The sequence below is a fragment of the Actinokineospora cianjurensis genome (assembly GCF_003663795.1).
Lineage (GTDB): Bacteria > Actinomycetota > Actinomycetes > Mycobacteriales > Pseudonocardiaceae > Actinokineospora > Actinokineospora terrae.
The window spans coordinates 432,704-446,349 of the sequence record NZ_RCDD01000004.1 but is presented as its reverse complement, the minus strand read 5'-3'; the positions used below and the strand labels follow the sequence as shown (position 1 = coordinate 446,349).

At 71.8% G+C, this 13,646-nt stretch carries 8 protein-coding genes; 2 read left to right on the top strand and 6 right to left on the bottom strand.

Translation table 11 applies throughout. From position 1 onward, the window contains the following. Positions 1–7 precede the first annotated feature (7 nt). The 3 genes from CLV68_RS24705 to ftsY all read right to left on the bottom strand — a co-directional run bounded on the left by CLV68_RS24705 (position 8) and on the right by ftsY (position 4,619). On the bottom strand, positions 8–2,245 hold the full coding sequence (locus tag CLV68_RS24705; protein WP_147460151.1) for a glycosyltransferase family 2 protein: 2,238 nt from the start codon (positions 2,243–2,245) through the stop codon (positions 8–10). Positions 2,246–2,366: 121 nt separating this feature from the next. Further along, on the bottom strand, positions 2,367–3,044 hold the full coding sequence (locus CLV68_RS24700) for a response regulator transcription factor (protein WP_121393263.1): 678 nt from the start codon (positions 3,042–3,044) through the stop codon (positions 2,367–2,369). A 123-nt stretch (positions 3,045–3,167) separates the two neighbouring features. Next, complete coding sequence (gene ftsY, locus CLV68_RS24695) at positions 3,168–4,619, bottom strand: signal recognition particle-docking protein FtsY (RefSeq protein ID WP_121393262.1); 1,452 nt, start codon at positions 4,617–4,619, stop codon at positions 3,168–3,170. Between the two features lie 169 nt (positions 4,620–4,788). Here ftsY and CLV68_RS24690 point away from each other — a divergent pair, with 169 nt between their 5' ends. Further along, positions 4,789–6,300 (top strand): sodium:solute symporter, encoded by a 1,512-nt coding sequence (locus tag CLV68_RS24690; RefSeq protein WP_121393261.1) that lies wholly within the window; start codon positions 4,789–4,791, stop codon positions 6,298–6,300. On the opposite strand, the gene CLV68_RS24685 is transcribed toward CLV68_RS24690, so the two are convergent. Next, positions 6,297–7,721: an FAD-binding protein gene (locus CLV68_RS24685; RefSeq protein WP_121393409.1), complete on the bottom strand. Its 1,425-nt coding sequence runs from the start codon at positions 7,719–7,721 to the stop codon at positions 6,297–6,299. The genes CLV68_RS24690 and CLV68_RS24685 overlap by 4 nt on opposite strands. Before the next feature lie 51 nt (positions 7,722–7,772). After that, on the bottom strand, positions 7,773–8,690 hold the full coding sequence (locus tag CLV68_RS24680) for a GNAT family N-acetyltransferase (RefSeq protein ID WP_121393260.1): 918 nt from the start codon (positions 8,688–8,690) through the stop codon (positions 7,773–7,775). A gap of 345 nt (positions 8,691–9,035) precedes the next feature. On the opposite strand from CLV68_RS24680, the gene CLV68_RS24675 reads away from it, so the two are divergent. Next, on the top strand, positions 9,036–9,533 hold the full coding sequence (locus CLV68_RS24675; RefSeq protein WP_121393259.1) for a hypothetical protein: 498 nt from the start codon (positions 9,036–9,038) through the stop codon (positions 9,531–9,533). Positions 9,534–9,621: 88 nt separating this feature from the next. On the opposite strand, the gene smc is transcribed toward CLV68_RS24675, so the two are convergent. Beyond that, the gene (gene smc / locus CLV68_RS24670) at positions 9,622–13,557 is read right to left on the bottom strand and encodes a chromosome segregation protein SMC (protein WP_121393258.1); all 3,936 of its coding nucleotides are present in this window, start codon (positions 13,555–13,557) and stop codon (positions 9,622–9,624) included. Between the last annotated feature and the right edge of the window lie 89 nt (positions 13,558–13,646).

The following is a 13,646-nucleotide window of genomic DNA, read 5'->3' as shown; positions in this document are numbered from 1 at the left end:
CCTTCTCTCAGTTCGGCACGGGGTCACCGGAGAGGCGCCAGGACACGGCGAACCCCCGGTCGGTGAGGCGGAAGTCGTCTGGGGCGTAGGGCGGCAGCTGCGCGGTGAACCAGGCGCGGAGTTCGGCGGCGACCGCGGGGTCGGTGACCGGGCGGCCGTCCACAGCGGACAGCACGACGGTGCGCAGCGGCAGCTCGGACCCGGCCTCCGGCGCCGGGTTGGCCACCTCGGCGATGGTGATGGGGAACTGGGCGCTGATCTCGGCGAGCACGGCCATCGCGCGGAAGTCGACCCGGCCGGTGCCGAAGGCGACCAGGACCGGGTCGGGCGCGGTGATCTTGCTGTTCGCGGCCAGGTCCGCGCCCGCGACCGCCCGGTTGCCGTCGCCGACGAACCCCGCGCCGCCCGCGGTGAGGCTGACGGTGGCGCCGGGGAAGGTCGCGACCGGCAGCCCCGGACCGTCGACGGCGAGCGCGGCGGGTCCGCCGCGGCGGACGCGGCCGTCCTTGTCGGCGAGGTCCCTGGTGAGGTCGGACCACAGCAGCGGCGGCGCGGAGAGGTCGAGATCGCCGGTCGCGTTCGAGTCGAGCCAGTCGGCGATCGCTCGGTGGTCGGCCGTTGGCGCTACCGGACGAACCGCCGGGACGCTCAAGGCGACGGCGGCTACGGCGGCCAGCGTCGCTACCGCGAACGCGGGGCGGGCAGCGCGCGGAAGCCTGTCCAGCAGGATCGCCACGCCGAACAACGCGGCCACGAACAAGCCCGGCACAACGACCGCGAGGGGGCTCGGGAGGACAGTCAGGACTACCGCGATCGCCGCGATGATGACGGCTGGGATGAGCTTGGCGGTACGGCGGGTGATAGCCCCAGCAAGTGCGAGCGCGCCGATACCGAGCCACGCGGCGGCGAACGTGCGCGGTCCTGCGGTGGCGAACAGTTGGGCGCTGGCGCAGCAGACAACCAGCACCGCGGACACCAACAACGGGTGTAGACGAAGAACAGCCGCGGTGAGCACAACGCAGAGGGCCAGCACTGCGGCGGCGGCGACCGATGCCTCGCGGGCGCCGGTCAGGACTGTGTCGTAACGGTTGAAGGATCCGCTGACGCCGCCGTAGAGCACGAGTTGGAGGGTGGTCGCCCACATGTCGAAGGCGACCGGGATGCCCTGTAGTCCCGCCACCCGCGAGTAGGCCGCGTCGACCAAGCCAGGCTCAAGTGAGGTGACGGGCAGTCGAGCGGCCATGACGTGCACGCGGAACACGAACACCACAGCGGAGGCGACCGCGACCAGCCAACCGGCCACAGCCACCGAGCGGCGCGGCAGGAGCGCGAGGAACACGAGACTCGCGTCGAGGACGCGGACGAATGGCAGTAAGAGCGCCACAGGCAGGTATCGGGGTTCACGCTGCCGCAACGCCAATACGAGTGTCAGCAGGAGGTCGGGCAGGAACACGCCCAGGAGCAACGCCGGGATAGTGACCACGCCGGTGACAACCAGGACAGGCAGCGCCAACCACAAGGCCGAGGCGATAGCTGTCTCGGCCGCGAAGGCCGGTGTGCCTCGGGGGAACCGGTTACGCCAAGAGCTTCGCCAGAAGTCCCGTGCCCAGGTGCTGACCTGCGCGCAGTACTCCCCCAGGCCCGCTGGGGCCGTAATGTCCACGATGGCCCCGCGAACGACGAGGACACGACCCAGTCGACGGCGGTAGATCTGTTGGGAGAGGGTGGATCCGAGGTCGATGCCTGCGAGTACGCGAGTGCGGAACAGGCGCGCCGGGCTCGGCGACAACCGTGCGACCTCGGTACGTGGACGGGTCCTGGCGACCGTCAGCAACCACTGACCCAACGCCAACGCCCGCGCGCGGTACGCGGACAGCACCCACGGACCACGCCAGTCCACACGCGCGTACCCGGCCACACCGACGACGTCGGGGTCATCGAACAGCGGCATGGTGCGGTCGAGGAACCGCGGGTCCGGTCGGTGATCGGGCTCAAGCAGCAGCACGTACTCGTAGCCCTCGGGGGGCACCGTGCCGACGTAGATGTCCTCGCGCGCGACCAACTTCTCGGCCGCCTCGATCGCGACAGGCGAGTCCTCTTCGCGCCCGTTGATGAGCACGACGACCGAGCGGTGCACGCGCGAGGTCGAGTCGACCGACGACGACCCGTGTTCACGGTCCCTGCGCACCACCCCGAGGACCGCGGCAACAGCGAACCCCACGCCGACGGTGACAACCGCCAACACCCACGCCGGGATCACCTCGGCACCGGTCCGCCGCCGCCCACCACGCCACCCCCAGCCAATCCGACGAGGCGACCGTAGGTTCCGACGGACTAAACCGGCTCACCCCGCTGGATGAGGCGACCTACGACGTCTGGACGGGATCCTTCGCGCGGGGCAAGAGGCCGGCGGCGCGGGCAGCACTAACAGCCTGCAATCGGCTGTGCACACCAAGTTTGGCGTAGACACTGTGGGTGTGTGTCCGAACGGTATTAGTGGACAGTCCTAACTCGGCAGCGATCTGCGGACCGCGCATGCCGTCGACCATGCACTCCAGCACCTCGCGCTCCCGACCGGACAACGCGTCCAGCGGACCATCCGCGCCGCGGCGGAGGTCGTCCCGCAGGCCGCGGAGCACGGTGCCAAGCAGCCGCGGCGGGAACCACGCGTCGCCCCTGGCCACCCCGCGCAGCACCTCGACCAGGTGCGCCATCCCCGACGCCTTCGAGATCCACGCGTCCGCCCCGGCCCTGGCCGCCGCCAGCGCGCGAGCCGGGTCCTTGCTCCCGGTGAGCGCGACCAGCCGCGCCTCGGGCGCCGCCGCGCGCAGGGTCGCGAACAGCTCGGCCTGCGGCACCCGGACCGCGTCCGGCTCGACGGTGATGATCGTCGGCCGCTCTTGAGCCAGCCTGGCGCCCAACCTCGGGTCGTCGCTGGCGCTGCGGCCCGCCACCCACAGGTCGGTGAACGCGGCGAGCCGCGCGGTCAGCGCCTCGGTGAGCAGCGTGTGGTCGTCGACGAGCCAGAGTTTGATGAGCTCCACGGCCGGACACGGTGCAGCAGCGGGCCGCCGCTGTCCTCATCCAGATGGAGGAGAGTCACCCATTCGTGTGGTGGGTGTTTCCCGCTGACCGGTCCGGGAGAGCTGTCAGTCCAGCCGGGCTGTTCAGTCGAGAAGGGCGTCGACGAACGCGCGGGGGTCGAACGGCGCGAGGTCGTCCGCGCCCTCGCCGAGCCCGACCAGCTTGACCGGGACGCCCAGCTCGCGCTGCACCTGGAAGACGATGCCGCCCTTGGCGGTGCCGTCGAGCTTGGTGAGCACGATGCCGGTGACGTCGACGACCTCGCCGAACACGCGGGCCTGGGTGAGGCCGTTCTGGCCGGTGGTGGCGTCGAGCACGAGCAGCACCTCGTCGACCTCGCCCTGCTTCTCCACCACCCGCTTGACCTTGCCCAGCTCGTCCATCAGGCCGGTCTTGGTGTGGAGCCTGCCCGCGGTGTCGATGAGGACGGTGTCGACGCCGCTCTCCCGGCCGAGCTTGACCGCGTCGAACGCCACCGCGGCCGGGTCGGCGCCTTCCTTGCCGCGGACGACCTGGGCGCCCACGCGGTCCGCCCAGGTCTGGAGCTGGTCGGCGGCCGCGGCGCGGAACGTGTCCGCGGCACCGAGGACCACAGAACGCCCGTCAGCGACAAGAACGCGTGCGAGCTTGCCCGTGGTGGTGGTCTTACCGGTGCCGTTGACTCCTACGACCAATACGACGGCGGGCTGCTTGTTGTCACCATCGCCGTGCGGGAGGGCGCGCACCGCGCGGTCCATCTCCGGGCGCAGCACGTCGAACAGGACCTCGCGCAGGAGAGCGCGGGCCTGGTCCGGGGTGCGGACGCCGCGGGAGACCAGCTCGGTGCGCAGCCGCTGGACGATCTCCTCGGTGGTGGTGGCGCCGAGGTCGGCCAGCAGCAGGGTGTCCTCGACATCGGTCCAGGAGTCCTCGTCGAGGTCACCGGCGCCGAGCAGGCCGAGCAGGCCCTGGCCCAGAGTGGAGCGGCTGCGGGCCAGGCGCCCGCGCAGGCGCTCCAGGCGGCCGCTGGTCGGCGCGATGTCCTCGACCGGCTCGGGCTCGGGGCGCACGGGCTCGGGGACGATGACCGGCATCGGCTCCGGGACGACCACCTCGGGCAGCACCGGGAGCACCGGCTGGACCGGCTCGGCGGGCTCGGTGGCGTCCGGGGTGTCGGCGGCGTCCGGGGTGTCGGCGGCGTCCGGGGTGTCGGCGGCGTCCGGCGCGGTGGTCGGCGCGGTCGTGTCGGGGAGGGTGATGTCGACGATCGGCCGCTTGGGCGAGTCGCGCGGCACCGAGGCGTCGTCGCTGACACCGGGCTGGCCGTCCACCTCGGTCCGCTCGCCCGCCGGGTGCGGCGGTGCCTGCTGCCCACCCGGCGCCAGGCTGATCCCGCCGCCAGCCTGGTAGCCACCGCCCTTGGGCCGCTCGGCCACCTCGGGTTTCGGCTTGTCCAGGCTGATCCGCCTGCGCCTGGCCAGCAGCACCCCGGTGACCAGGGCGGCGACGAGCAGCGCCAGCGCGACGACGAGGACGACGATCAGGGTGTTCGACACCGGGCCATCCTCGCATCCCCCGGTACCGGGGTGCCGGACACCGGCCGGGGCCGCGTCCGGCATGGTCCAATAAGCCCTCGGTGACCTTCGTCGACCGTGCCCCGGCGCCCGTCGTCGGTCCAGCCCAGCCCTACCCTGCCCAGCCCTCCGACCGGCGGGAGCCGTTGCCGTGCGCGTGCTCGACCTCGCGATCATCGTGGTGTTCCTGATCGGCATGCCGCTGCTGGGGGTGCTGATCGGCGGCAAACAGCGCTCCGCGAAGGACTACTTCGTCGGGGACGGCAAGATCTCGTGGTGGGTGGCCTGCCTGTCGGTGGTGTCAGCCGAGACGTCCACGCTGACAGTGCTGAGCGTGCCGACAGTGGCCTACCTCGGCGCCTTCACGTACCTGCAACTGGCGATCGGTTACGTCATCGGACGAACCGTGGTCGCCTTCGTCCTCTTGCCGCGTTACGTGGCCGGGAACATGACCACCGCCTACAACTTCCTCGGGCAGCGGTTCGGGGGTGGGTTGCAGGCGACCGCGTCGGTGACGTTCCTGTTGACCCGTTTGCTCGCCGACGGGGTGCGACTGTTCGCGACCGCGATCCCGGTGAAGGTAGTGCTATCGGCCTACGGCGTGGATGCCGCCTATTGGCAGATCGTCGCGGTGCTGGGCGTGGCGATGGTGGCGTACACGTTCTTCGGTGGGGTTCGCGCGGTCGTGTGGGTCGACGCGATCCAGATGCTCTGGTACGTCCTGGGCGGTGTCGCGGTGATCTGGGTCCTGGCGTGGCGGCTACCGGACGGCTGGCTGGGCGCGGCGGTCGACGCGGGTAAGACGCAGCTGTTCAACTTCACCTCCGCACCGCTGAGCAACCAGTACGCCGCCGTCACGGCGATCCTCGGCGGCGCGGTGCTGTCGATGGCCTCTCACGGCGCCGACCAGCTGGTGGTGCAGCGGCTCATGGCCTGCAACGACGTGCGGGCCGGCCAGAAGGCACTGATCGCCAGCGGTGTGGTGGTGTTCCTGCAGTTCGCGATGTTCCTGCTGATCGGCACCATGCTGTGGTCGTTCTACCGCGGCCTGGACCCGGTGGCCGGGCTGGGCCTGACCACCGGCGACGAGTTGTTCGCCTCGTTCATCGTCACCGAGTTGCCCAGCGGCCTGTCCGGGTTCGTCATCGCGGGGATCCTCGCGGCCGCGTTGAGCTCGTCGTTGGGGGCGCTTGCCTCGTCCACCGTCACCGACGTGTACCAGCGGGTGGTGCGCAGGGAGTTGACCGACGCCGAGGCACTGCGGATGGGTCGTATGTGGACGGTTGTGTGGGCGGGCGCTCTTATCGTCTTCGCCTCGATGTTCACCACGACCAAGAACCCGATCGTCGAGACAGCGCTGGCCATCACCGGTTACACCTACGGCGCGCTGCTCGGCGCGTTCGTCCTCGGGCTGGTGGCGAAACAGGCCCGGCAGGTCGACGCGATCGTCGCGTTCGTGGTGACGGTGGCGGTGATGGCGTTCGTGATCCTGGGGATGAAGTTCAGCAAGGCCACCGGGCAGTTCCTCGGCGTCGACTTCGCCAAGGCGCGCGGCGACTCGGTGGCGCTCGCGTTCCCCTGGTACACGCCGCTGGGGGTGGCGGTGACGCTAGTCGTGGGCGGATTGCTCTCCCTGCGCCACCGCACCGACAGCGCTGTCTAGAAGATCCCCTGCTCCGGCGCGAGGATGCCGCGGGGGTCGAACCGGTTCTTCAGACGGCGGACACGACCATGGGCAGAGCCGTAGTGGCGTTGCCAGTCACCCGGTTGGCTCGGGATAGAGCCGATCGGGTACTGGGTGCCGCCAACGGCCAATGCCTTGTCGTAGGCGGACCGGTTGTCCACCAACAGCTTCCGGACCACTGCCTCGTCCGGTGGGGCTACCACGCGCAGGATGGACAAGATGAACACGACAGGGCTGTCGGGGACCGACACCATCGGACGCGTGAGGCGCTTGCGGGTGAACGGGTACAGCAGGATCGGGCCGCCGCCGGTGTCGGCCGGGGTGAGTTCCGCGAGCAGGTTCTCGATGTAGGAGTCGGTGGCGCGGTCGGGGAGGAAGAGGTTGAGCCACGGGTTGGGGAACCTCAGCGGCCGCAACTGCTCCACGACGGCGTAGACCCGGTTGAGCCACTCGAAGTACGGCATGCCCGTGATCTCTGTCTTCGCGGCAATGGGCAAACCGCGCACGACAGCCTTGTCGTCCGGGGCCTTCGCGGAGTGGTAGACGCCGCCCTCAAGCAGGTAGGTCCAACCAGTCCCGGACCACACCACCTGCCCCTCTAGGTAGTCGAATCGACCGTCGGCGAGGGCGATCCGCTGCGCGGCAGTCATAGAGCGCAGGTCTGGGTACGAGAGGTGGTAGATCCGGGCCGTGGTGGGCGCGGGCACCAGGTCCAGGGTCGCGCGGACGATCACGGCGTACTGGCCCAGGCCCCCGAGCACGGCCTCGAACAGGTCCCGTTCGACGGTCGACGAACACCGGACCACCTTGCCCTCGCCGGTCACGACCTCCAACTCCCGCACGGTGTCCACCAACAGCCCGTGCCGCGAGGTAGCGCCACCGATGCCGCCGACCGACAGCGTGCCGCCCACCGAGAGTCCCAGGTAGTCGGTCGCCACCGGCGGGGTGAACCCTGCCGCCAGCGCTGCCTTGGTCACCTCCAGCCAGGTGGCTCCAGCGTCGACAACGACACCGCGGGCCGAGACCCGGTGCACGGTCGCCAGGGTCCGCGAATCGATGACGACGCCACCGGGCGCCTGCGCCTGCCCGAACGTCGAGTGCCCCTGCCCGCGCACCGCCACCGGGATCCGGTGCTCCGCGGCGAACCGCACCACCTTCACCACATCGGACACCGATCCGGGCCGTAACACCGCGCGGGGACGGCGGTGCGCGATCTGGCCGTAGTCGTCGGCGGCCTCGGTGAGCGCGGCGACATCGGTGACCAGGTCACCGTCGAGCCGCGGCACGGGTAAGCCCGCCGCACCGGTGTCGGCCTGGGCCTGGGTCACCCACCCCACGCCGAGCGCGTCGAAGGCGACGATCGCGGCACCTAGGGTCAGGACCTGTCGGCGGTTGGGCATGCGGCACTCCTCGCCAGAGTTGATCACGGGCGGCGCCACGATAACCGCCGATCACCGCAGCCGGTAGGCGACCAGTTCCAGGTGGAGGGTGAAGCCGAGCGCGGTGAACATCCGCTCGGAGGCGTCGTTGCCCAACGCGACCACCGCCGCCGCCTGGCACCGCGCGCCCTGCTCCGCGGCGAGGGTGCGCAGGAGCGCCCGCACCAACGCACGGCCCGCGCCCGCGTCACGCATGTTGGGATCGACCGCGACGTAGTCGACGTAGAACTCCTCTTGCTGCAAGAACCCAGCCGCGTAGCCGATTACGCCGTCGGCACCCGTCAGCACTACCACCGTGTGGCCGCGAGTCCCGTCGACCAACTGCTCACCGCTGATAGTGCGGTTGGGGAAACAGCGCTCGTGCAGGTCGACCACCTGGGCGCGCGTAGTGGCGTCATCGTCCAACTTGCCCGGTCCCACCGCCTGCTCGGCCGCGCTGATGAGCACCGACCGCAGCGCGGCGCCGGTGAGGGTGAACACGCGGCTCGCGGACCCGGCGGCGAACCCGTGGCGCGCGGCGAAGTCACCGAGCCTGCGGTTGCGCCGGTGGCCGTAGAGCTCCAGATCGGTGACGCCCACCAGCCGCGGCCGCGCGGTGACCAGGTCGAGCAGGTCGTCGGCGGTGTTGTGCCAGAGCTGGCGGACGGCCGGGTGGTCGGCGGGGACGTCGACGAACGGCCCGTACAGCCAGGCCCGGCCCAGCTCGGGGTCGACCTCGGCGCTGAGCAGCGCCCGCACCGCCCCGGCCGCGTCGACGCCGACCACGGCGCCACCGGCCCAGTCCGGGGTCAGCCGGGTCAACTCCTCGACCACCTCGTCCTCGGTGGTCCCGTGGTAGCCGATGTGGTGCCCCGGGTCGGCCTGCAGCCGGGCCACCAGGTCGACCGCGGCGGCCAGGTCGGCCTCGGTCGCGGAACGGAACTCGTACATACCGGAAAGCGTGAACGCCGTGTACCGCCCAGCGCGACTGGATTACCGCCCGCGCCCAGCAGGCGAGCGGTGCGCGCGACCGGCGCCCCGGCGCCCACCGCACCAAGTGGACGGTCCGGCTGCGCACCGCGACCGCGTCGCCGCTGGCAGTGACCGTTTTCAGCCGGGAGCGCCCCGATGGGCACCGTTGGTGGTCCGGAAGGCCGCGTTCGTCGACCCGAGACGGTCCCGTTATTTGCGAAACGATCGGATCAGACCATACTTTGTGCGATCCTCACCGCGACCCGCACGTGCGCGCGGGTGCGTGCGTGCGACCCCCAGAGTTCTCCAGGAAGGCCCCTGCCGATGGCTAACTTCGACCCCAAGCGCGTCACCCCGATCGAGTGGGCGGGTATCGGCGCTGGCGCGCTGGCGTTCATCTTCAGCTTCTTCTCGTGGTACTCGGTGTCCTACGACGGCCCGAGCCTGGGCTTCGCGAGCTTCGACCAGTCGGCGAGCGCGTGGAGCCTGGGCATCGGCGGCTGGCTGCCGATCCTGCTGCTGGTGGCCGCCGCGGTGATCCTGGTGCTGCCGCACGTCGGCACCGCGGTGCCGAACCTGGTCACCATCTGGCTCGGCCTCGCCGCCGCGGCCGTGGTGATCCTGCTCATCCGCTGGCTGACCCTGCCCAGCGCGTCGAGCTACGGCCTCGGCGACAGCGGCATCTCCGTCGGCGCGGGCTTCGGCCTCTACCTCGGCCTGATCGCGGCCATCGTGTCCGCCGTCGCCGCCGGGCTGGCCTTCACCAACTCGCGCAAGGCCGTCCCGCCGCAGGCGCCCCCGGCGCCGGGCTACCCGGCCTGAGCGACCGCGGCACCTCTCGACGGGAAAGCCCCGACCGCCACGGCGGTCGGGGCTTTCCCACGTTCTGGGAGTCCTGTCAGGACACTCGCTAGGACGACGCGGTGGCGCCCTCGGCGTCGCCGTGGTCGGCCCGCTCCGCGGTCGCGCCCTGCGCCGGGATCGCCACCGCCACCACCGCGGCACCCGACTCGGCCTCGGTGGGCGGCTCGGTGGGCGCCGCACCCTCCGCCTGCACCGCGACGGGCTCCGGCGCGGTGCCGTCCGGTGCGGTGTTCTCCAGCGCAGCGCTCTCCGGTGCTGTGTTCTCCGGTGCTGCGTTGTGCGGTGCTGTGTTCTCCGGTGCTGCGTTGTGCGGTGCTGTGTTCTCCGGTGCGGCGGCGGCCTGCTCCGCGGCGCGGCGGGTCGCGTCCTCGGCGATCTTGGCGGCCCCGGCGATGGCCCGGCCCGGGTGCTGCAGCCGCTGCGAGATGACCTGGGTGATGCCGTCGCCGCGCATGCTCACCCCGTAGAGGGCGTCGGCGATCTCCATGGTCGGCTTCTGGTGGGTGATGATGATCAGCTGAGAGCTGGCCCGCAGCTGTTCGAGCAGCCCGATCAGCCGCCGCATGTTGGTGTCGTCCAGCGCGGCCTCGACCTCGTCCATCACGTAGAACGGCGAGGGCCGCGCGCGGAAGATGGCGACCAGCATGGCCACCGCGACCAGCGACTTCTCCCCGCCGGAGAGCAGCGAGAGCCGCTTGACCTTCTTGCCGGGCGGGCGGGCCTCCACGTCGACGCCGGTGACCAGCATGTCCTCGGGCTCGGTGAGGATCATCCGGCCCTCGCCGCCGGGGAACAGCACGTTGAACACCGTCACGAACTCGCGGGCGACGTCCTCGTAGGCGGAGGCGAAGACCTCCAGGATCTTGTCGTCGACCTCCTTGATGACGGTGAGCAGGTCGCGCCGGGTCGCCTTGAGGTCTTCGAGCTGGGTGGAGAGGAACTTGTAGCGCTCCTCCAGCGCGGCGAACTCCTCCAGCGCCAACGGGTTGACCTTGCCGAGCAGCGACAGGTCGCGTTCGGCGCGCTTGGCCCGCCGCGCCTGGGTCTCGCGGTCGTACGGGGTCGACGGCGGCAGGGTCACGTCCTCGCCGCGCTCCTTGGCCGCCTCGTACTCGGCCAGCTCCCCCGGGCTCGGCGGCACCGGGACGGTCGGCCCGTACTCGGTGACCAGGTCGTCGAGGCCGATGCCGAACGTCTCGGCGATCCGGATCTCCAGCTGTTCGAGCCGCAGCCGCTGCTCGGCGCGCAGCACCTCGTCGCGGTGCACGGCGTCGGTCAGCTTCTCCAGCTCGGTGCCCAGCTCGCGGACCTTGCCGCGCACGTCGGCGAGCACCCGCTCGCGTTCGGCGCGCTGGGCCTGGATGGTGTCGCGGTCCTGCGCGGAGCGGGCCAGCGACCGGGCGATGCGCTCCAGGGCCAGCTCACCGCCCTCGACCACGGCCGTGGCGATGGTGGCGCCGCGCTTGCGGGAGGCCATGGCCCTCGACGCGCGCTCGCGGGCCTCGCGCTCGGCGCGGGCGGCGCGGCGCAGCTGGTCGGCCTTGCCCTGCAACGCCCGGTGCCGCTCCTCGGAGGTGCGCAGGGTGAGCCTGCTCTCCATCTCCTCCTGCCTGGCGGAGGCGAGGGAGGCGGTGTACTCGTCGCGTTCGCTGGAGTCGGGCTCGTCGTCGACCGAGTGCTCCTGCTCGACGACCGCGAGCCGCTCCTCCAGCTCGGCGAGCCTGGTCAGCGCGTCGGCGCGGGCCTGCTCGACCTTGCCGCGCTGGTGCTCGGCGCGCTGCACCTCGGCCTCGGCGGAGCGCACGGCGGCGCGCAGCCGGTTGAGGCGCTCAGCGGAGCGGGCGGCGCGGACCTTGCCGTCGTTGAGGGCCTCCTTGACCGCGTCGACGTCGGCGCGGCGGGCCTGCTGCTCGGCGCGGGCGCCCTCCAGCGCGGCGGACGCCTGCTCGACGGCGCGTTCGGCGGCGGAGAGCTTGGCGTTGGCCTCGTCGACGGCGGCCTGGACCTCGATGACGCTGCGGGCCTTCTCCGACCCGCCGACCGCCCAGTACGCGCCGAGGACGTCGCCTTCGCGAGTCACCGCCCGGATCTCGGGGTGGTCGGCGACCAGGGCCCGCGCCTCGGCGAGCCCGTCGACCACGGCCATCCTCTCCAGCGCGCGGTGCACGGCGGGCACCAGCGCGTCGGGGGCGCGCACGAGGTCGACCGCCCACCTGGCGCCGGGGGGCAGCGCGGGCCAGCCCGCGCGGTCGAGCGGGACGGCGGGGCCGCCGACCAGCATCCCGGCCCGGCCCTCGTCACCGTTGCGCAGCAGGCGCAGCGCCTCCAGCGCGCCCTCCGGGTCCGACACCGCGACGGCGTCGGCCACCGGTCCGAGCGCGGCGGCCAGCGCGGCCTCGGCCCCGGTCTCGACGGTCAGCAGCGCGGCCACCGACCCGAGCAGTCCCGGCAGGCGACCGGACGCGGCGAGCAGCGCCCCGGCGCCGTCCTTGCGGGACAGGCCGAGCGAGAGCGCGTCGACCCTGGCCCGCCAGGACGCGATGTCCTTCTCGGCCTGGCGCTCGGCGCGGACCAGTTCCTCGACCCTGGCGCGCGCGGCGTCCAGGGACGCGGTGGCCTGGGTGTGGCGTTCGGCGAGGGCCACGTCGTCGGTGTCCTCGACACCGGACTCCTCCTGGCCGATGGCCAGTTCCTCGGCGGCGATCTCGGCGCGCTCGCGGGCCTCGCCGAGGGTGAAGGAGAGCCGCTCGATCTCCTCGTCGGTGGCGTTGGCCTTGCTGCGCAGCGCCTCGACCTGCCCACCGAGCCTGGCCAGGCCCTCGCGGCGGTCGGCGATCGCGCGGACCGCGGCCAGGTGCGCCTTCTCCGCGGCCTGCACCATCCGCTCCAGCTCGGCCCGCCGCTCGGTGGCCTCGGCCAGGGTGTAGCGGGCCTCGGCGACGGCCTCGAACAGCTCGGCCTCGCGCATCGCGGTGTGCTCGGCCTCCTCCTCGAGCTCCTCCGGGTCGCGCCCACCGCGCGGCGCCTCGACCGCGGCCGACAGGTGCCTGGCGCGCTCGACGGCCAACCGGACGGTGCCGCGCAGCCGCTCCTCCAGCGCGGAGAGCCGGTACCAGGTCTCCTGGGCGGCGGCGAGCTTCGGCTGGTCGACCGCGAGGGCGTCCTCCAGCTCGGTCTGCCTGGCCTGCCCGATCTCCAGGGCCTGCTCGACCTCGGCGCGCTTGCTGCGGGAGGTCGCCTCGTCGGCCTCCTCACGGGCGATGTCGCCGCGCTGGGTGACCAGGTCGTCGGCGTGCAGCCGCAGCCGGGCGTCGCGCAGCTCCGACTGGGTGGTCTGCGCCTTGCGGGCGATCTCGGCCTGCTTGCCCAGCGGCTTGAGCTGGCGGCGCAGCTCGGCGGTCAGGTCGTTGAGCCGGGTGAGGTTGGCCTGCATCGCGTCGAGCTTGCGGATGGCCTTCTCTTTGCGCTTGCGGTGCTTGAGGACGCCAGCGGCCTCCTCGATGAACGCGCGGCGCTCCTCCGGCTTGGACTCCAGGATCGCCGCGAGCTGGCCCTGCCCGACGATGACGTGCATCTCGCGGCCGATGCCGGAGTCCGACAGCAGCTCCTGCACGTCCATCAGGCGGCAGCCCTGGCCGTTGATCTCGTACTCGCTGGCGCCGTCGCGGAACATCCGGCGGGTGATCGACACCTCGGTGTAGTCGATGGGCAGCGCGCCGTCGGCGTTGTCGATGGTCAGGGTCACCTCGGCGCGGCCGAGCGGGGCGCGACCGGCGGTGCCCGCGAAGATGACGTCTTCCATCTTGCCGCCACGCAGGCCCTTGGCACTGCCCTCACCCATCACCCAGCGCAACGCGTCGAGCACGTTGGACTTACCGGAGCCGTTGGGGCCCACGACGCAGGTGATGCCCGGCTCGAACTTGAGCGTCGTCGCCGAGGCGAAGGACTTGAACCCCTTCAGCGTCAGGCTCTTGAGGTGCACGAGTCGAGACCCTTCAGGTGAGGCTCCGGGGGACGACGAGCCGCCGTTATCCGGCCGAGACTACCCGTGCGGGCGGGCCGTTCCGGGGA